The following is a 20,218-nucleotide window of genomic DNA, read 5'->3' as shown; positions in this document are numbered from 1 at the left end:
ATACGAACAATCAGCAAAAAAGGATGTTGTGTTATTTATACATGGTTTAGGTGAAGATCGTACAGGCATTAATTATTTTTTTGCTTCTGAAGCAAAAAAGTTATATAGAATGGGTTACTCTACATGTCAATTTAATTTAATAGGACTTGGAGATGAGAACGGCATTCCGAACTTAGAAACATGGGTGAATCAATTAGATTTAGTGTTGCGCTTCCTTACCTCGAGTTTTCCGAATATATTAATAATAGCAAGGGGTATTTGTAGAGTTTTATTTTCTACAAGTACCTATAACGGAAAAATAATACTACTAGGTCACAGTAATAAAAACGATTATGATCTATCGTATATCAACCGATATATTGATAATGATTGGGTTAAAGTACCTCAAAACGATGTTTATAGTACTAAAGAAGAAAAATTTTGGTTGAATTTGGCAGTTGAGACAAGCTCGATTGGAGGACTACATTTACCACTATCATTGTTTCAACAATTAGAAAGTAAACTAACTAAAAAGTGTTATGTTGACTATTTATTCAGTTTAGGTGATGAGAAAAAAGATAGTACTTTGTTTTATAGGAATTCAATTTCTTTTCCAAATGTAGATCCGTTATTAAGGAAAGAGGTAGAAAGGGAAATTGTAAGTCAGAAAATTAGTGAGGTGTTAATGGAGTGGAAAAGGAAAAAGGGAGATTAATTGTCGTTTGCGGTATTGATGGAACAGGCAAGACAACGATTGTGAATTATATTAACAAACTTATAGAAGAATTAGGGTTTCCTTGTAATAAAATACACTCCATTACAGCTGGGGATAATGCTGGTGAAGTATTTAACTTTATAAGGGAGAAGGTAGATGCAGACTTCGGTAAAATTGAGCAGGCTATTGGAGATTTCCTTTTTATTAACTTTCTATTTCGTTATAAAACAATGATACAACCATCAATTAGCGAGGGAATAAATGTCGTGTGTGATAGGTATTTATATTCTCATATTGCTAATCAAAAGACGTTTGGAGTAAATACAGGACTTTATGAGTCTATTGAAAATGCAATAGAACCGGACTTAATAATTTATTTAGCAAATGATGTTCAAACATCAATTAGTAGAGTTGCATCTAGGTCTAATAAGGATTCGTTGGATAGAAACATAATATTACTAAGCAAAATTAAAAGCAACCTAGAAGAAATGTTAAAAGATAAAAAGGTTGTTAAAATCGATTCTTCAATGAATATAGAAAACGTTAAGTTAAAAGTGCGAGAAAATATTATCAAATTGTTTGAGGTGAATCTAATTGATCATTACAGTTGATGGAACATCAGGAGCGGGAAAGAGTGCTTTTGCAAATGAATTAGCCAATAGTTTAGGAATAAAGCATATAAGTTTAGGCTTTATATTCCGTGCTATCGCTTGGTGTCTCATAAATGACAATTCAGAGAATAAGCTTAGTGTATCTTATACAAATAATTATAACTCTTACCCAACTATAATGTTTGATGGAAAAAATATAACTAGGGAAATTCAAGGGAACTTAGCAATAGAAAAGATAGTATCAAGTGTTGGGGCACAGAAAAGATATGAAGAAATAGCTTATTCTATAATTAAAAAGCACTTGGGTTCAGAATCTGCAGTAATAGAAGGAAGAAATACACATGGCTTTTTCCCAAATGCAATACTTAATATAATTTTAGATGCAAAAAGAGATGAACGGTTTAATAGAAATCGTCGGGAATTGGAAAGGACAAATAAAATTAAAGATATAGAGGAATTCCTTTATTACAATAAAAAAAGAGATGAAAATGATCAAAAACGAAGTGTTGGTTCCTTGCAAGTTACGGAAGATATGTTTTATATAGATACAACTAACACAAGTTTAGAGGAAAATGTAAAAATGGTTATGGACAAGATTGAATGTATAGAAAAAAGAGAAAGAATTTTGGCTTCCGTCATTATTCCAGCATACAATAGATCAAATCATTTAAAAGAGTGTTTGCATTACTTGGAAAAACAAAATATTTCGAGTGTAAAGTATGAGATTATCGTAGTAGACGACCAATCTACAGACGATACTCGTGAAGTGGTAGCAACCTTCCCAGGTGTACGCTACATTCAGAACAATGGAAAAAGAGGCCCTGGAAGTGCAAGGAATAAAGGGGTAGCTATAGCAAGAGGAGAAGTTATAATTTTTTTAGATAGTGATATATTAGTTCAAGAAGATTTTATCTTAACTCACATTGACTATCATAACAAATCTAGTAGAACGGTTGTTTTAGGTGCGAGAAGGCATTTACCTGAGCATATTGATTATATTCCGAAAAATAAAATAAAAATGGAAAGTAGAGAAGTCTTAATAAGTAAGTATTCACAAGATATTAATTATCTAATGCACCCATGGAGTTTATGCTATACGTGTATAGTGTCTTTGCCCTCTTTTCTAGCAAAGAGTACTACTTTTAATGAAGATTTTAAAGGTTGGGGAATGGAAGATATTGAATGGGGTTATCGCCTCCATAATAACAATGTTAGGTGGTTATTTTCTAATAGGTCTATAGGCTATCATCTATATCATGATAGAAATATGAATGACAAAAAATTTAATCAGTGGAAGCTTAATTTAGAACATTTTTTACAGTTACATAGGGGTGAAGATGCTAAAAAATTTGAAATGTTTTCTTCTGTTTTCGATCCCAATATTAAAGCGAATTATATGGAGATTTATGAGGAGTTTAATCCACGAGAAGAATATGGCGAAGTAAAAATACTGAATATTCAAAATGATGCCAATGATAATTTTTTCAACTATATACAAAAGAAGTTCCTTTTAATAAAGGAGGAAGTGGAATTAGTTATTTTGGTAGTGCCTAGTCATCATTTGAATACTATATTAATATATTCCCAGTTTTTGAATAACATTATTCCATTCATAGTATTTACGGTTAATCAGTGGGAGGAAAATAAGGAAACGATATTAGAATCAATAAAGAACAAAATCAATATCCAGTGGTAATGGAGGAGTTGCATGTTTCAACAAGAAGTAATCATCCCACATAGAAATAAAAATGAATGGATTGCTTCTATATTAACAATTCCTGAAAAAGTAGAAGCTATACTAATTATTTGTCACGGTTTAACGGGAAATAAAACTGGGCCACAAAAACTCCAGACTATACTAGCAAATAATTTAGTGGTGGATAATATTCTAACTGTCAGGTTTGACTTTAGGGGTGCGGGTGATTCTAGCGGAAACTTCTTTAGTACTACATTTAGTCAAATGATAGAGGATACGGAACTAGTAATGAAGTATATTATGCAGCTATATCCAGAAAAGGAGATATTTTTTTTAGGTTTAAGTATAGGGGCTATTGTTTCTAGCGTTGTTGCAGTGAAACATAGGAGTCCTGGAAATATAATTATAAGTAGTGATTTGGCTGAAAACCTTAAGTTCTCCGGACAATTATCCATAAGAAGTGGAGAATTCCACCTAAACGATAAGTTTTCTGAAGAAAGATCTAAAATCTTTATAAGGAAATTGATTAAAGAATCAGGTATTAATTGTATCCTTTATTTTGGGAACAAAGACTATAAAGTGCAGAAAGCTGCAGATGAAGTTAGTACTTTTATAAAAATAAAAGGTTATAAAGAAATGGACCATCTGTTTGGCAACTATGAAGTAAGGCAACAGCTATCAAGAGATATATCGAAGTTTATAAAAGAAGTAAAGTAGGAGGATGAAAATGCAAACCCAAACAATTTCACTTTGTTTAATGGTAAAAAATGAGGAGACTTTTTTAAGAAAATGCATAGAAAGTGTCCAAGCAACTGTTAATGAAATTATCATATTAGATACTGGCTCTACAGATAAAACTATCGAGATTGCAACGGAATACACAGACCAAGTAAAATATAAGGTTTTTAATGGGGACTTTAGTGCTATGCGCAATGAAGTGCTAAAGTACGTGCAAACGGATTGGGTACTATTCCTTGATGCGGATGAATTTTTTGATGAAACGGAAATTCCCAAAATAAAGGAAGCTATTAATAAAGTTTCAAGCGATGTGGGGGGGATTCGGTTTTATAGATATAACTTTTTTGCTTCCGGAGGTTGGTATTCTAATAAAGTACTAAAGTTATTTAGGAATAATCCAGAATATAAATACGCTAAGAAAGTAAATGAATCTATTGATACCTCTATTATTCAATCAGGTTATTTAATAGAAGACTCTGACATCGTACTAAACCATATCGGTCATACTCGGTCAAGAGAAGATAGAGATGCAAAAAGTAAAAAGTATATACAGTTGATGAAAGAGCAATTAGAAGAAACACCGAATGACCCTGTTCTACATGGATATATTGGACTTATATCCCGCACATTAGGTGATTTTGATTATGCAATTAACAAGACAACTCATGCATTAAACATTAATCCCAATTCTTCCACTTTACATATGTTTCATGGACACGTGCTTCGTTCCGTAAATAAAAATTTGGAAGCACTTGATACATATAAAAAGGCATTAGAATTACGACCAAATGATGCAGGTGTTCTAAATATGATTGGTGTTATGTATATGACTCTGGGGAATTTGGCGGAGGCAGAAGAGTATTTTGGCAAGGCCTTTGAATCGAATCCTGCCCTAATTCATTCTTTATTAAATAAAGGTATTGTGAGGTTTTACCAAAAAGATTATTTATCAGCATATGAGTATTTTAGTAAGGTGATTGAACGGAACAAATCTTTCCTCTATAAAGATATTTTTGGAATCCTGGAATGTGACCCTTATAAATCGTTTTATTATGAAACATATATGGAATATAGTGGTTTAGAATCATACATTGCTATATGTGAAAGTAAAATGAAGGAGGTGCTTAATTATTAATTATTTTTGTAATGTCCTCGTGGACGGTATTGCTGTGGGTTTCACAGTGAACCTTGAATATGTAAAAAGAAATATCGATGATAAAAGAAGTTTAATTTTGGCAGTAGATGATTTAACCCCCAATGATACTATAAATTTACCACTAGAAAGTGTAGTTGGTATTTTAATAAGAGATGCTTGTCCAACCTCACACGCGGTAATAGTTGCAAAAAATTTAGGGATTCCTGTCTTGATGACAACTAATGTTGAAAAGATGTTAAATAAACTTGTAATATTAGACGGCCTTACTGGTTTTTGTAAAGTGGAACCGGATGAAGTTGAACAAAAAGATGCAAATGACAGGCTTAATGAATACCGAAGAAACCAAAAGGAAATGAAAGAAAGCGTTAAGTCCGTTCAGAAAACACGTGACGGTAAAGAGATTCAGGTGATGGCGAATGTTGGTAGTTTAACTGATGTAGTAAATTTAGATGGTATTGCAGATGGAATAGGGGTTTTTAGAACAGAACTTTTATTCATGAATAGGTTAATGCCGCCTAGTGAAGAAGATCATTTCAATACATATTTTGATGTTTTGAAAAACGTTAAAAAGCCAGTAGTTATTCGGACTTTTGATATTGGTGGAGATAAGCCTACAAAATTCTTTAATCATCCAATAGAGGAAAATCCCTCTTTAGGTTATCGAGCTAGCAGAATTATTAGTAATGATATGGGAAGAAAGCTTTTTAAAGATCAAGTAAAGGGAATATTGCGAGCTGCTATATTTGGAGAAGTATCAATTATGATACCTATGATTTCACACATAGAGCAATTTCTATATGCAAAAAAATTAATAGAGGAGGTTAGGCAGGAATTAATTTCAAAAGCTACCCCATTTAAAATGGTAGATGTCGGGATTATGATAGAAATTCCTAGTAGTTGCTTAATAGCCGAGCATCTAGCGGAAGTCGCGGATTTTTTCAGTATTGGAACAAATGACTTAACACAATACACGTTAGCTGTGGACCGTCAAAACATACATGTTAAATCTTTATATAGTGAATTACACCCTGCTTTATTAAAACTAATTAAAATGACAGTCGATGCTGCACAACTTTATAATAAACCGGTTAGTGTATGTGGAGAACTGGCATCGAACCCAATTGCTCTTTCGTATCTGGTTGGTTTAGGTATTGACAGGCTAAGTATGAATTCTCATTCTGTTCCGATTATCAAAAATGAGATAAAAGGTTTATCTTATAATGAATGTAAAAAAAACCTAGATGTCCTCTACGGGTACTCAAACTTAGAAGATGCTATCAATTTTCTAGAAAACAGAAAAGTATGCTATGAAAGTATAGTTTAAGTACCTAAAAGCACGTACCTATAGGTCGTGCTTTTATTAATAGATAAATTTTGCTTCTAGGGCTAGAAAATATGGTGTTGTGAGGTGTTGAAAATAATTAGAAATGCGGTAGGTGCCATTGTTTATAAAGGAGAAAAATTTTTATTGGTTCATAAGACTAAAATAAATACTAAAGAGGGTAAGGAAAATATTAAAGGAGAGTGGGACTTTATTAAAGGTGGAGTTAAAGAGGAAGATAATGGTCTACAAGATTCGATTATAAGAGAATTAGATGAAGAAACAGGTTCTAAAGACTATACTATTATAAAACAATTTCATGAAAAAATAACCTTTTCTTTCCCTATTGAAATTCGAAAGAAGATAGGTTTTAATAAGCAAGAAACTACAATGTTCTTAGTAGAATATTTCGGTGAATTAGAAACATTAAAACAAAAAGATGACGAGATTGATGAAATTGTATTTATAAACAAAAATAATGTTATGGACCTATTAACGCACCCTGACACAAAAGAGTTTTTTTTAAGAAATATACTGGACGGAAAATTACGAGTAGAATAAAAGGTAGTTGAAATGATTTTCGCAGGAATCTATGGTTGGACCTCACTCTAAGGCAAAACAATAACGAAATTATTTATTTTTGGTCACATCATAAATCTAATAGTAGAAGTACGATCATAAAAATTGAAACTCATAAATTGAAGTTATTTTATTATTATCATTTTATGGATAAGCTCTTTAAAGAGAGGTGGGCATGTGTAGGTTGCCCACCTCATTTTTAATTGTAGGTTTGGGTAAACCACAACTCAAGAAATTGAATAAAAATGGCTTAATCTCCAGTTGCTAAATACATTTCTATTACTCTTTTATTAATTTTCGTAAGGTAGTTCAGTTGGTACGATAGGTACATTATTATCCGCTAAAGTACTGGTGGTAAATCCAAGTATAGAACAGAATAATGTTAAACACATTGTCATCTTAAAAAACCCCTTCACAATCCTCACTCCTTTCTGCATAATATAAATAGGGGAATATTGGAACTATTAATTCCCTGAATTTTTTAATACTTTAAGTCTATTTTACTCTAAGTATGTCGTTTTGTCTTATGAATATAGGAATATTGAACTGGGTTGGGGGGTTTGGAGAAGAGATGAGTGGTAATTTAGTAGGGAAAGAGATTCGTCGTTTACGACTTCATTTAGGTTTAACTCAAGAAGAAGTAAGCAAAGATATATGTAATCAATCAATGCTTAGCAAAATTGAAAAGGGTGAAACATATCCATCTGCAAATATACTCTATCAACTCTCGCAACGTCTAAATGTTGATATGGAACATTTTTTTCTTTTTGCTAATATACAAGATGTTTCTTATATGAAAAAAATTCAATCTTCGCTTCGAGAAGCGGTGAGAAGAAAAGACTATGCAGAGGTTAAGAATATAGTCTTGAAGGAAGAAAACGATTTCAAAAGTGACGATTCTTTGGAATGGAGACAATTTTTGTTGTGGCATAAAGGTATGGCGTATTATTATGCTGACGGCAATCCGGATAAAGCGATTGAAACAATAAAAAGAGCATTAGAAATTAGGGAGAAAATAAAAAAGGTAGAGTTATTTTCTGAGCAAGAGTTAAGTATTTTAAATACAATGGGGGTCATTTATGCAGAATTAAAGGAGCATAAAAAGGCGTATGAAATCTACCTGACTTGTATTGAAGAACTAGAGAAACGTGAGTTATTAAAGGACCTAACAATATACATTAGAGTTCTGTATAATTTTAGTAAAGTCTTAACTCATTTAGGTGAATATGATCATTCAATTACAGTTTGTAAAAATGGGTTAGACCAATGTATCAAAGGAGAATTTCTGTATTTATATGGAGAGTTTGTTTATCATATCGGTTACAATTATGAACTTCAAAACGAGGTTCATCAAGCGATAAAGCAATACAAACAAGCAGTTCATATTTTTAATTTACAAAATAATTTGAAAAATACGGAGTTTATTAGTAAAAAGATTAAAGAATTATCTAATTTAGCAGAATCAAAATAGACGGAAATCCGTAAATTCCTATTTTTGTTAGGGGTAGTAAGATAAGCAAGGTAATGAAAAGATAGTAATCACCTAGAAATATCTCTGAAAAAGTCAAAATCAAAAATATACATAATTTTTACTTTAGAAAAAAACTCAAATGAGCTGGAAATACTTGTAGTGAAAAGTTTTTTAATATAGGTTAAAAGTTTTTTAGGGATGGTTGAAAGATTCTAATAAAAAGAGTTTATAGTTTAATTTAACTTCTAGCTAATTATTATTTTCTTTGAACTTTTGTGCGATCTGGGAAAGTTTTGAAGAGTAATCACGATGGGGAGTTGAATAGGTATTGGAAAAAGTGCCCCTTTCACTAAAGGAAAGAAAGAGAAGGGTTCATTCGTTTGTTGGATGTTTGCTTTCAGCGATAAAATTGAAAACGTTAAAATGGCTAAAACAAAAATAGCTGTAAGAAAACTAATACCAATAAAAGGATTACTTGCTTCCAACATTGCGTTATATTCCGGATCCACACTTCGAAACATGGAGATTACTAGGGAAGGGATAGTAAGAACAGAAAATATAAGACCATAAATGATTGCAAAAACCGGCACCCATTTCCACCTCACACACAATAGAACAATCGCAAAACCTCCAGCAAGTATTGCATTGATCGTATGAATAGGTGGAAAATGCCTTAATATAAACAACCCAGCTATTAAAATTGTTACCACATTCAACACGAGCAACGTTGCGGTAAACCTTGTATAGCTATTAATCATGGCTTTGCTCCTTTCTTCCTATTAAATACGTAATAATGTATTCGGCTACTGGAATTTTTATGATATTAAATTATAGGGAGAAAGGGGAGGAAGGATCTTTCGCGTTTGGCTCGCAAATAGAAAGAAGATGATAACATAGAATCAGTTGTTATCATCTTCTTTAATATGTATAGGCTTGTCCGACAAGGTTACACTAGGGTGTCCCGGGGTTAATGTTGCTATTCGTCTTCATTTTGGTTTTGCTTTTCTTCTTCTTTTTGATAGTCATGGAAAAGTTGTGTAATGTCCATTTTTGCTTCAATGCAGAATTTATATAGAGTCATCGTTTCTGGTATTTGTATGCCGCGTTCTAATCTAGATACTGTTTTTTCATCAATTCCAGTATCTTCAGCAACTTTCCTTTGCGTGATATTCTGCTCTTTTCTCCACTTATATATAAGTTCCCCTAATATTTTCCCATCGAGGTTTTCTCTTTTAGTCAAAGAAAAACACTCCTTTTAGGAACATTATCTAAAGGGGCTAGGAGTAATCACACGTCGAGCTCGTCACCTTTTGTGAATAAATTAAAACTTTTTTCGTGGCAGCCAATTGTGGATTTAATTTTCCCAAATAGAAACAAGCCTGGCTCTTAACCAGGCTTACTTTTCTTCCTTCTTCCTTTTCTTTCTCTTTTTCGGATCCATCATAAAACTAAAGTTAATTTTCTGGTCTGTACAGAAAAGGTTATAAATGACAGCAGCTTTTTGCATTTGTTGTCGCATGACGGCTGCTGATATAGTTAAATCTACTTTTACATTGTTATGAAATAGAATAGTACAGCCTGTACCATTCGGAATAACCTTATGTATATGGTGATACATCAACCAAGCGCAATACATATGATCCGGAGAATGCGTTGGAATCATGATCATTCCTTGCGCCTCCGATATTATCATCGGTGTCTTTTGCTTAAAATTTGTTCTATGTACGATTGATTTCTTTCTTCCTTCGTAAGATGCCCCGTAATGTAAGCAGCTGTTACTAATCGCATCCAACGGCTTATCCTCGATGTAAAACTCCCCATCCCAATCTAACGTTTTAGTTTGCAACCACGGATGGAAGTTAGGAAAAAGACCAACAGTAGCGGAAGTAATAAGATACTCTTCCATCATATCCATTCTAACAAGTCCCCCTTATAAAGATAATTATTTATAGAAAAGAAGACGGAGTTAAGTTAGATAATATTAATAGAAGAAATATGTTTTCTTGATGTTAGTGCAAATGTCAAAGAGGGGATGAAAACATATTCGCCTTCATTACCGTCTTCAAATTCACAATAAAATATGTAGAAATTCTACCCTTCAAGAATATGAACCTACTCCAAAAGTTACCACCCTATCTAAGTAAAAAGACCCCTTTTCCAATATTATCTAAACAAAAAGAAACAAATAAAACGTCGACCTCGCCACCTTCTGAGAAATATTGTAAATTGTGGACGGAGGGACAGGTCCCTCGTCCACACATTTTTTGGAAATTAGTAATAACCTTGCAGCGTTGCTGCAAGGTAAAGAGCGTTGTACGAACTCTATTCCAACCACTTTTATTTTAGTTGACTTAGTATAACTAAAGGTTCAAACAAGATATTAAATTACGCAATGCTAATTGATGGTAATCATCTAAATTTCTTCTCATAGAAACCCGTCGAATCAAAAACTCCAATAGAATAACCTTCTATTGGAGTCTTGTCTATACAATTATGAAGTTATTAAATTTATTATTACCTACGCTCCGACTTTCGTACTTCCTTTATCCATTGTCTTGCTTTGTAAACTGAACAAACCTAATACTTTTGCAACGAGTAGAAGTACGATTAAAATTGCTAGCGCTCCTAGGCCGACTAATCCAGCGCTATACTCAATTACAAGTACTGGTACTAAAGCTGTTAAAAGTCCTCCACCTAAGAACGGACTATAGAATGGGGACCTTAACGCATAAGCTTTCCCTGCATCTGTCTTCATTTCTGGGTCTGCTGTTCTTAGTAACATTAGACCAACAGCTGCTACTCCAGTATAAGATCCATAATGCACAATCGCATTTTCGAACCAGTCTTCATTAAAGATACGCTTTCCTAAGAAGTAGAAATACCATAACATAAATGCCATTGTAGCCGCGATGATAATTAGTAGTGGTAACCAGTACTCCATAACTATTGGAACTTTAATAGAAGCTACTGCTCCGATAATTAAGAAATCTAGGGCAATACCTTGAATTCTTTTGAACGTATTGACATCAATCATGTCAAAGTATTTCGTTCTTGAAATTACTGCATTTACAATTAAACCACCGATCATAGCTAGAGGGAATAACGGTACTCCACTAATATAATCTGCAATGAATTTTTGCATAAACCAACCGATTAGCACAGCAATGGCGATGAGTCCCATGTGGAAAGCGAATCCTTCTACCATATCTGAGTTGACTGTACCAACAGAACTTGATTTTTGCTTTCCGGATGGAATCATATCATCTTCTTTAGTGGAGGTAATTTGGTCTCTATTTTTTAATACGGATGTGTAGCCTTTTTTCACTCCATGATTAATCATGATAATACCAGAGAGAATACCGAGTACGATCCCGATAGTGGCACTCGTAACACCTAATGAAGCTCCATCTTCCCAACCAAGGTTTACATAGGCTTCTGTCATACCAGCGGCAGTACCGTGGCCACCAGCCCAACCTACCTCAACAATTGTACCGAATAATGGATTTAAGCCAAATAGTGGAGCTAATAAAACAGCTACTAGTAAAAGTGGGATGGCTATTTGTAGTAAGCTACCTGTGTAACTATAAATTAAATGTCTAGCTACAAGTTTAGAAGTTTTCCCTTTTTCGCTTTTATTTGATTTCATTCCTATTAGCATAGGGGCAAAAACGATAGTAATTAAAATTCCAGCGATAGAACCCCATGTACCTACCATTTCCTCAGAAAAAACTTTTACACCATATGGCCCAAAAACTAATCCAACAAAGCCGGCAATTAATGATGCAGGTATAAAATATTTTCTAAAAATTCCAACTTTTAAACGTAGAAAAACACCAATAATTAATAAAAGACCTAAAACACCAAAATAAAATAGAAGTGCATTTAACGTGCCGGATGAAATTACCTCATTTGGTAACATCGAAACCCTCCCTAGTTATATTGTGGAATCGCTTACAAAATATGTGTGCATTTGTTTTTATAAAAGTAAGCTGTATATAATACAGCTTACCTGATATATTGATTATTTATGGACTTTTGTATATTTTAAACAAAGGCTGGAACATCACATAGTGAAAGTTTTGTTCCTATTCCTTTTTCTAACGCATTTTTATATATTATAGATGATAAGGCAACATCTTGAATACCTAGGCCAACGCTATTAAAATAAATAATTTCGTTGTCATTTTCTCTACCAGCTTTTTTCCCACTTACTAGTTCCCCAAGGTTTGCGTGTATTTTGGATCCGTCATAGATTCCTTGTGCATACATGATGGAGATTGTTTCTACACCACGGTGTTTTAGTTCTTCCCAATCGTCTACTACAACTTTATCTGCTTCTTCAATTACATCGAATTCACACTCATGGCTACCAACGTGTAAGTATAATGAACCTTTTTCAATCCATTCCCTTTTTACTATTGGCTTTTTCGTAACCGTCGCTGTGACGAAAATGTCAGAACCTCTAACTGCTTCTTCCGCATTCGGAACAACTTGAATGAGGTGTCCTGTCATTTCACTCATTTCTTTAGCGAACTTATTTGCTCTTTCTGCATCTAAATCACAAACTTTAATAGTTTGAATATTTTCCATTACTTCTAATAATGCAAGAAGTTGTGTTCTATTTTGTACTCCTGCGCCAATTAGACCGATTGTTTTTGAATCTTTTTTAGCTAAGTACTTAGCAGCAACACCAGAGTTTGCTCCAGTTCTCATTGCACTTAATAATGTTCCATCCATTACTGAAATAGGAATTAATGTATCTGGATCATTTAAAACAGTAAGGCCATTTGCTCTAGGTAATCCGTAAACTTGTGGATTTTTTGGAGAACTAGCAATCCACTTAATTCCTACAGCTTTAAAGTCCCCACCAATATAAGCTGGCATAGAATTTATTCTTCCAATAGTACTCTCACTATCAAGATCTCCCCATCTTAGAACACTTTTATTAGGAAGAACATAATCCCCTTCATGATGTAGAGCAAATACTTTTTCCATTGTATTAACCGCTAAACCAATATCTTCTCCACCACAATCAATAATGTCTTGTTGACTTAAAAATAAAATTTCAAGACTTGAACTCAAAACTGCTTCCCCCTTTGTCTGAATTGCTATATAATTCAGTATAAAGCAATAATTCTTGCTTATCAACAATAATTTCTTCTTTGGGAGTGGTTTTTTTGAAGGTTACAGTAATTGGGGCGGGGAATGGCGGTTTAGCACTTGGGGGAGTTCTTTCAAATCTTGGCATAGAAGTGAAGCTTTACGATAAATTTAACGAGGTAATTGAGCCAATTAAGAATAATGGAAACAGTATAAAAGTGATTACTGATTATCAAACTTTTACAAGCCAATTTAATATAGTAACTACTAACCTAGCATCTGCTATTGAAGGCTCAAACTATTTATTAGTTGTCACACCTGCTTTTGCTCATAGGGAGCTAGCACAAGAACTTACTACATGTATTAAAGAAGACCAAAGAATTATATTAATTCCAGGAAGAACAGGGGGAGCAATCGAGGTTAGGAACATATTAAGCAAGCAAAATAAACATAATATTGTAGCAGAAACGGATACATTATTTTACGCATGCAGAAAAACAAACCCGACAACGGTTCAAATATATGGGATTAAACGTAATGTTGGAATTGGTTCTATTCCTGCAAGTGCCATAAAAAATATTGTAGATGATTTTTCACATTATTTACCTTATTTGAAGCCGTATGAGAATGTTCTATACTCAAGTCTTAATAATATCGGTGCTATTTTTCATCCAACACCTTTTTTATTAAACATAGGTAATGTGGACAGAAAGCATGAATTCACATATTATCACCAAGGAATTACCCCATTTATTGCAAGCTTTTTAGAAGAAATGGATAAGGAAAGGATAGCAATTGCATCTGCTCTTTCAATTCAACTACCTACTGCAATAGATTGGGTAAAGGAGAATTATAATGTAATAGGGAAAACGATGTATGAAGTAATTCAGGCAAATAAAAATTATGGAGATATTTTAGCTCCAACCGACGTTTTTTCTAGATATACGTTAGAGGACATACCAATGAGTTTAGTTCCGTTGACAGAGATTGCGAAACTTTTAGAAGTGAAAACACCTTACATGAATGATATTATTAATTTAGGATCAAGACTTTATAAAAAGGATTTCCGTAGCGAGGGAAGAAATTTACAACTCTTCGGTATTAATTCAAAAACGGAACTAACAAATATAATTGAGGGTAAATTCATGCCTACGAATTAGCATTGCGTTATAGGGGGAAATTTATGTTATTTGAGAAAATTCAAAGTCAATTACCACATTTATCGGAAGCAAAAAAGAACGTTGCCCATTATTTATTAGATAATTGGCTAGAAGCGTTATTTTTACCCGCTTCCAAAGTTGCAAGACAAGCAAAAGTTAGTGAATCTGTTGTAGTCCGTTTTGCTCAAGATTTAGGTTACTCAGGCTTTCCTGAACTACAACAAGCATTACAAGACATACTGAAAACAAGATTAGTAGGCGCTTCGATGAACACTCCACCTTCAGAAGGAATAGTTTTAAATCAGGATGAAAGCTACCAAAATGTACTTGATTTATCCATGAATAATTTACGTACCACTTTTAATCATAATGAAGTTTCTACATACGAACAGTTTGTAGATAATATTTTTAAGGCGAGAAGAATTGTCATACTAGCTAGAAACAATTCGCTCGGTCCAGCATACTTACTTAATGTTCATTTAAACGAAGTTTTCTCCAATGCTCAAGTGTTAAACGGTGAAAGTGCCGAAACGATTGATATTATAAAAGGATTATCAAAAGAAGATTTAATTATAAATATCTCTATACCTAGATACTCCAAGCGTATGTTGATGATTTCCAACTTCGCGAAAGAAAGAAACATTCCGCAAATCAGTATTACAAATTCTAATAATAATTCATTTGCAAAAAACTCAGAGGCTGTCTTAATAACTTCTGTTAGTTCACTATCCTATTCAAACTCACATCTAGCAACCATATTCATCATAGATTACATCCTGCACCTAATTACAACAAAGGGCCAAGGAAAAACACTTAAATCACTAGAAGAACTAGAGGTCCTAGGCCAAAGATTCGGTTTTAGTACAAACGAGTAGTGGGGGCAGTTTCACTTTCATACTTGAGTTTATGGTATGGGACTGAGGGATAGGAAGTCGTCCACACATATTTTGGGAATTTACTAATGAATTTCTTAAACTTATATATTTTGCATCTAGCTTTAGTGCTCTATGCCTTTAAACCTCGCAGCGGTGCTGCGAGGTTTTTTAGCCCGAGAGGGCGTTCCCACCTAAGGTTTTGAGATAATTGCAGACCATTGTAGGAATGGAAGCTTCTTTCGAGAATATATTAAAATGACTCTTTTTTAAAGGATTGATGTGGATGCTTCGACGATTCAGGTTTAAAGTGCTTCTCATTGTCATTATTATTTCTGTTGTTTTGCTTCCGTTTATTTTTGTAAGTAGCAAACTAAGCTCTCTTGAAAAAGAGGTGGTTGTCTATTTAATGGAACAAAGGGGTTATGGGGATGAAGAGATCGGTAAAACGGAAACAGCTTTTAGGAAACTACCAACCTATTCGGTGTGGGTAACGTTTGCTGATGAACCACAGTTTAAATACCAATATATTAAAAGTGGAGATAAGGTGATGCAGTTGTCTTATACGGTTACGAATATCGGGAGGAATGCAGGGATAGATGTGTTTGAGTAGGATGAGGGGGAGTTGAAGCATTTAGAGTGAACGGATTTATTTGGATTCACAAGGGAAAAATAGGAAGTTAGACCTGCTTTTCTAGTGTTTCATTAACAAATACTTCCTTTTTACCATTTATCTTCCTGTAGGAAAGTATTATTATCAACTACAGGAGGTGTTCCATGCAGAGAATCCAGATAAAACCTGATGTTGTCATGAATTCTAGCAAACTATTACCAACTTCCTCTGTAGCAAATATTCAAGATGATCTCACAAGGGTCCGGGCGAGATTGGACCATCGTATTCGAAGTAGACATAATATAGGCGGTAGGCTGAATAAAGTCATCCGAGAAATAGACGATATAGAAAGAAAAATGCGCAAGATAAAAAACTTCACACAACAATCGATGGAACGGTATACTCAAGTTGAAAGGGATTTAGCGAAATATGTATCTAGGATGGAAAGACTACAAAAACCAATTTCGGTTGCAAATAACAACTGGTGGGAACGGTTTTTATCGAATGTACAAAAGACGAAGGATAAGATAAGGGGAATTCCCAACGCCCAGAAAGTTTTAATATAAAGTATAAAATTGGTGATGACGAATGGGAAATTAGACGATTTGATAATGTACCGGGAGGGTGACAGTTTGATGAATGAAGAACAATTAGATAGCTTATATCAGCAGATTGCTGAGGTTGTTGTAGAAACTATTCCAGAAGAATGGTCTAAGGTATATTTATATGGTGAGGTTGTTCAAGGATCTCAGACTGCTTACTTTTATTATTATCCGGAACGAAGTGATAAAGTAATTTACAGTCATGAAATAACTGAACTATATACAGTTAGTGAACTTGAATACACAGAAAAATGGCATCGATTAGTGGAGCGTATTCAGGAATTGTGGAATACGTTTAATGATAATGGTCAAGAGACTTGGACAAATTTTACTATGGTTTTTGATAAGCAAGGAAAGTTTAACATAGATTTTAATTACGATGATCTTTCAAAAATTGACTCTCATGAAAGAAAAACGATTTGGAAGTATAAGCATCTTGGCATTATACCTAAAAGTAATTCAGGGAAAAAACATTTAGAAAAATATCTCTCTACACTGGAATAATGTCTAATTGTAGTTAAGGTGAGGAAATCAAGAGTGGGACGAGGGGACAGCGTATAATGGCAAATAAGTCAATCACAATTTTTCACTTAAAAAAGGCCGACTTTAAGTAAAACCTCACATTTCCATTTTTTTGAAGGTTCAACTATCACAAAACTTATATAGAACTTCTCTAGGGCGTGAAAGGATCTTGCTTTTTTCATCCTACATTGATACCGCCTAGTGAATATAAACTTAGATTTCACGTATTATTCGTACTTATAGGACAAGATCCATAACGCTGTCCCGCGAGGTCTCTTTGCCTCAGGAAATTAATTCAATGTGATCTAACGTCCTAGAGAAGTTCCATGTTCGAAAATTAACTATCCCGCTATAAATATATTTTCTCTACAAATAATTAACTAGCGCATTTAATGGATGAGACATGTGTTTCAAAGAATTTTTTTACATTCGTTTTACGGATTTTTTTACTAATCTCTTCGAGAAGGACATATTTTTTATCCTCTGTTTGATAGAGAGTACGGTTACGAATCATAGCGAACGCAAGTCTAATCATTCTGTTACCTAAAGCAATATATGCTTGACGCGAATGTTTTCCTCTTTCCCTCAATTTCTGGTACCGTTGGTGCATCTCAGGGTTATTAACAGCTAAGGACCTTCCAACTTGATATACAATATTTCTAAAAGATCGCCTACCTTGTTTGGAAACTCCGTAATAAGATGGTCTGTTATCTCCTGACTGCTTGACGATAGGATTTGTACCAGCCAATTTAATCAGTTGTCCAGACTCATCAAAATCAGAGAGTTCTCCCATTTCCGCCACTAATTCTGCACCTGTTACTAATCCAATTCCTTGTACAGAAAGAACAACTGCGCCATCCATCACTACAAATAAATCTTCTATCTTGCGTTCTAAAATCTTTATTTGATTGTCTACAAAATCAAGCCTATCTAATTTTTGAATAAGCAAGAAAATATCAGCATCTAGCTGTTCCTTAGGAAGGGAGATGGAACCTTCTGCAAATTCTAACAAGAGTTTAATAGATTTATCTCGGAGTTTTAAGTTCTCACGTATTGATAAGTCTCTTAATCCTTCTTCCCCTAACTTTAAGATGTCGGAGGGATGAGGATAGTGCCTCATTAAATATCTAGCTGCTTTACCAAATACATTAGTCAAAGGTTTAGCAAAGCTTTTTTTCCCATTAACCCATACTGTTTTCCCCTGGTACTCTCGAAAGATATGATCCATATGCATTAGGATGAGGTTCTTCGTTTTAGTTCTCTCTGAAATTAGTTCTCTCCTGGCTCTTGTTAACTTTCGGAGTTGAAGTATCTCCCCTGTAGGTAACTCGTTAGAGGTACCCCTACCATGAATGATAGATTGAACAATCGCCATTAAGTCCAGATTATCCGTCTTAGACCAATTCAATAATGCATCTCTTTCTTTGGCAGTAGTAGCTGCATTTATTGTTCGTACATGATACCCCTCAAGGTGACATTTAAAGACTAAATGTTCGTAGTAATGTCCAGTAGTTTCAATGCCGACCACCACTCGCGTATTAGCTCTTACTTTATGTCTTCCAATAAGAGTTTTTAGCTTAGTAAAACCAGACATAGAAGCATCTATATCAAATGGTTTTTCTAATATTTCTCCATAAAACGAAGCAATCATAGCTTTGGGAGTATATTTAGCTGCATCAATCGCTACAATTAAAATATTCTCTACTCCAGTCTCTCTCACAAATTGCGCCCATCGACTTCCAATCTTACCTTGAATATGATTTAATGTTGAATATACCATCGTTTTCATCTCCTTTGGTAGGGAATGTAGTTTGGAAGTTCTGTGATAGGTACTTCTATTTTACAATGAAAACGGTGGTTTTTTATTGTAATTAACTATTTACTATACTAGGAAATGTGCACACGTTTATTGGAAATTAGGAATAGCCCGAAAGGGCGTTCACTGTTGATCTCTCTCAAAGAAAACCATACGAAATCAAAAGCGCATAATAAAAACAAGCAATGTTCTTATTAGGCGCTTTTTTCTTCTCTTTCCATGGCTACAAAAGACATTCCAGCGGCATTTTGGTCTTCTTTATCCAATCGGGCCGGCTCTCTTTCAATAAATGAATCAACCCTAACAGTCCGCGAGATGTTGGCTTTTCTGATGTTGAAAAACAGTCCTTTAATCAAAGATCAATGGAAAAAATAAGTAATGATATAGGAGGATAGTATAATCAATTTTGAGCATATTCTTCTTATTATTGAATTTATGGGACCAGTTCAGTAATGTACGAGGGTATAGGAAAGTGTTCACGTAGGTACTGTAGTTATCGCTATTTAACCAACAAACAAACGATATAGTACATAGAAAGCCCATTCAAAATCAAAAAGACTCCAATAGGACAAGAACTATTGTTCTATTGAAGTCTTTCTATATAATTATGTGTTTTGCCTTACCTACGACCCGGTTGCTTTTTCTAAATAAAGATTAGACCATCCTAGTAAGGAATGAGCCGCTTGTTGTTAATATAAGTGAAGTACTGTAAGCTCGAGATTATGTTTTTTTATGTGAAAATGGAGGCTGAAAATGAGTTTAGCAACATATCAAAAAGCAAAGGAAATTATTCTGAATGAAGATGAAATTGCTGATTTTGTGGGTGGTCATACAGATGATTTGATAAGTTTAGCTGAAGAAAAGTTAGGACTAAAATTTACTGGTTTATATTTAGATTATTTAAAGACATTTGGAGCAGGTAATTTTGGAGCACAAGAGATTTACGGAATTATAAATGCGGATTTTGAAAATTCATCAGTTCCAGATGCTATTTGGTACACATTAACAGAACGAAAAGAAATTAATCTACCTAATAACCTTCTAGTTATATATGATACTGGGAGTGACGAACTATTTTGTTTAGACTATAACCAAAATGATGAAAATGGGGAACCAAAAGTAGTATCTTTTGTGCCTGGAGTTGACTTAGAAGGTCAAACATATGAAATAATTGCTAACGACTTTGGTGATTTTTTAGTAAGTTTAGTGAAGCGAGAAGTATAGGATGTATACCTGCAAAGCCGAAATATAGGAGGATGCTTAACTA

Annotated in this window: 20 protein-coding genes; 14 read left to right on the top strand and 6 right to left on the bottom strand. The window is 33.8% G+C overall.

Annotation, left to right across the window (positions count from 1 at the left end; all coding sequences use genetic code 11):
• Window positions 1-28 precede the first annotated feature (28 nt).
• The 8 genes from O1A01_RS23210 to O1A01_RS23175 all read left to right on the top strand — a co-directional run bounded on the left by O1A01_RS23210 (window position 29) and on the right by O1A01_RS23175 (window position 8,266).
• Window positions 29-694, top strand: coding sequence for a hypothetical protein (locus O1A01_RS23210; protein ID WP_066415099.1), 666 nt, complete (start codon window positions 29-31; stop codon window positions 692-694).
• Entirely contained in the window at window positions 670-1,305 is a 636-nt protein-coding gene (gene tmk, locus O1A01_RS23205) for a dTMP kinase (protein WP_066415097.1), read from the top strand. Before O1A01_RS23210 ends, tmk begins: the two co-directional genes overlap by 25 nt.
• Entirely contained in the window at window positions 1,289-3,001 is a 1,713-nt protein-coding gene (locus O1A01_RS23200; protein ID WP_066415095.1) for a (d)CMP kinase, read from the top strand. Before tmk ends, O1A01_RS23200 begins: the two co-directional genes overlap by 17 nt.
• A 12-nt stretch (window positions 3,002-3,013) precedes the next feature.
• Window positions 3,014-3,718, top strand: a complete 705-nt coding sequence (locus O1A01_RS23195; RefSeq protein WP_066415093.1) for an alpha/beta hydrolase — start codon at window positions 3,014-3,016, stop codon at window positions 3,716-3,718.
• Between the two features lie 10 nt (window positions 3,719-3,728).
• Entirely contained in the window at window positions 3,729-4,874 is a 1,146-nt protein-coding gene (locus tag O1A01_RS23190; protein WP_270065134.1) for a glycosyltransferase, read from the top strand.
• Between the two features lie 46 nt (window positions 4,875-4,920).
• Window positions 4,921-6,219 carry a phosphoenolpyruvate--protein phosphotransferase gene (gene ptsP / locus O1A01_RS23185; protein WP_157729296.1) on the top strand — a complete coding sequence of 433 codons (1,299 nt, stop codon included), beginning with the start codon at window positions 4,921-4,923 and terminating at the stop codon, window positions 6,217-6,219.
• Between the two features lie 93 nt (window positions 6,220-6,312).
• Window positions 6,313-6,777 (top strand): NUDIX domain-containing protein, encoded by a 465-nt coding sequence (locus tag O1A01_RS23180; protein WP_066415171.1) that lies wholly within the window; start codon window positions 6,313-6,315, stop codon window positions 6,775-6,777.
• Between the two features lie 589 nt (window positions 6,778-7,366).
• Window positions 7,367-8,266, top strand: coding sequence for a helix-turn-helix domain-containing protein (locus O1A01_RS23175; RefSeq protein WP_270065133.1), 900 nt, complete (start codon window positions 7,367-7,369; stop codon window positions 8,264-8,266).
• 245 nt (window positions 8,267-8,511) lie between these two features.
• Here O1A01_RS23175 and O1A01_RS23170 read toward each other — a convergent pair whose 3' ends face one another.
• From O1A01_RS23170 to O1A01_RS23150, 5 genes are all read right to left on the bottom strand, one after another.
• Window positions 8,512-9,024 (bottom strand): hypothetical protein, encoded by a 513-nt coding sequence (locus O1A01_RS23170; RefSeq protein ID WP_066415085.1) that lies wholly within the window; start codon window positions 9,022-9,024, stop codon window positions 8,512-8,514.
• Window positions 9,025-9,242: 218 nt separating this feature from the next.
• Complete coding sequence (locus O1A01_RS23165; RefSeq protein ID WP_066415079.1) at window positions 9,243-9,506, bottom strand: helix-turn-helix domain-containing protein; 264 nt, start codon at window positions 9,504-9,506, stop codon at window positions 9,243-9,245.
• Between the two features lie 156 nt (window positions 9,507-9,662).
• Window positions 9,663-10,181, bottom strand: coding sequence for a competence protein ComK (locus O1A01_RS23160; protein WP_270065132.1), 519 nt, complete (start codon window positions 10,179-10,181; stop codon window positions 9,663-9,665).
• Between the two features lie 603 nt (window positions 10,182-10,784).
• Window positions 10,785-12,185: a sodium/glutamate symporter gene (locus tag O1A01_RS23155; RefSeq protein ID WP_270065131.1), complete on the bottom strand. Its 1,401-nt coding sequence runs from the start codon at window positions 12,183-12,185 to the stop codon at window positions 10,785-10,787.
• A gap of 125 nt (window positions 12,186-12,310) precedes the next feature.
• The gene (locus O1A01_RS23150; RefSeq protein ID WP_443081817.1) at window positions 12,311-13,150 is read right to left on the bottom strand and encodes an ornithine cyclodeaminase family protein; all 840 of its coding nucleotides are present in this window, start codon (window positions 13,148-13,150) and stop codon (window positions 12,311-12,313) included.
• A 293-nt stretch (window positions 13,151-13,443) separates the two neighbouring features.
• Here O1A01_RS23150 and O1A01_RS23145 point away from each other — a divergent pair, with 293 nt between their 5' ends.
• The 5 genes from O1A01_RS23145 (at window position 13,444) to O1A01_RS23125 (ending at window position 17,117) form a co-directional block, all read left to right on the top strand.
• Window positions 13,444-14,526 (top strand): NAD/NADP octopine/nopaline dehydrogenase family protein, encoded by a 1,083-nt coding sequence (locus O1A01_RS23145; protein ID WP_270065129.1) that lies wholly within the window; start codon window positions 13,444-13,446, stop codon window positions 14,524-14,526.
• A gap of 23 nt (window positions 14,527-14,549) precedes the next feature.
• The gene (locus tag O1A01_RS23140; protein ID WP_270065128.1) at window positions 14,550-15,401 is read left to right on the top strand and encodes a MurR/RpiR family transcriptional regulator; all 852 of its coding nucleotides are present in this window, start codon (window positions 14,550-14,552) and stop codon (window positions 15,399-15,401) included.
• 283 nt (window positions 15,402-15,684) lie between these two features.
• Window positions 15,685-16,011: a DUF3139 domain-containing protein gene (locus O1A01_RS23135; protein ID WP_066415067.1), complete on the top strand. Its 327-nt coding sequence runs from the start codon at window positions 15,685-15,687 to the stop codon at window positions 16,009-16,011.
• Between the two features lie 164 nt (window positions 16,012-16,175).
• Window positions 16,176-16,577, top strand: a complete 402-nt coding sequence (locus O1A01_RS23130; protein WP_094366213.1) for a hypothetical protein — start codon at window positions 16,176-16,178, stop codon at window positions 16,575-16,577.
• 69 nt (window positions 16,578-16,646) lie between these two features.
• Window positions 16,647-17,117: an antitoxin YezG family protein gene (locus O1A01_RS23125; protein WP_066421928.1), complete on the top strand. Its 471-nt coding sequence runs from the start codon at window positions 16,647-16,649 to the stop codon at window positions 17,115-17,117.
• 394 nt (window positions 17,118-17,511) lie between these two features.
• On the opposite strand, the gene O1A01_RS23120 is transcribed toward O1A01_RS23125, so the two are convergent.
• Complete coding sequence (locus O1A01_RS23120; RefSeq protein ID WP_094366217.1) at window positions 17,512-18,915, bottom strand: IS110 family RNA-guided transposase; 1,404 nt, start codon at window positions 18,913-18,915, stop codon at window positions 17,512-17,514.
• A gap of 789 nt (window positions 18,916-19,704) precedes the next feature.
• Here O1A01_RS23120 and O1A01_RS23115 point away from each other — a divergent pair.
• Window positions 19,705-20,175, top strand: coding sequence for an SMI1/KNR4 family protein (locus tag O1A01_RS23115; protein ID WP_066421925.1), 471 nt, complete (start codon window positions 19,705-19,707; stop codon window positions 20,173-20,175).
• Window positions 20,176-20,218: the final 43 nt, after the last annotated feature.

Source organism: Sutcliffiella sp. NC1 (assembly GCF_027594365.1).
In the GTDB taxonomy this organism is placed as follows: Bacteria; Bacillota; Bacilli; order Bacillales; family Bacillaceae_I; genus Sutcliffiella; species Sutcliffiella cohnii.
The sequence above is the reverse complement of the archived record's forward strand: the minus strand, read 5'-3'. Positions and strand labels throughout refer to the sequence as shown.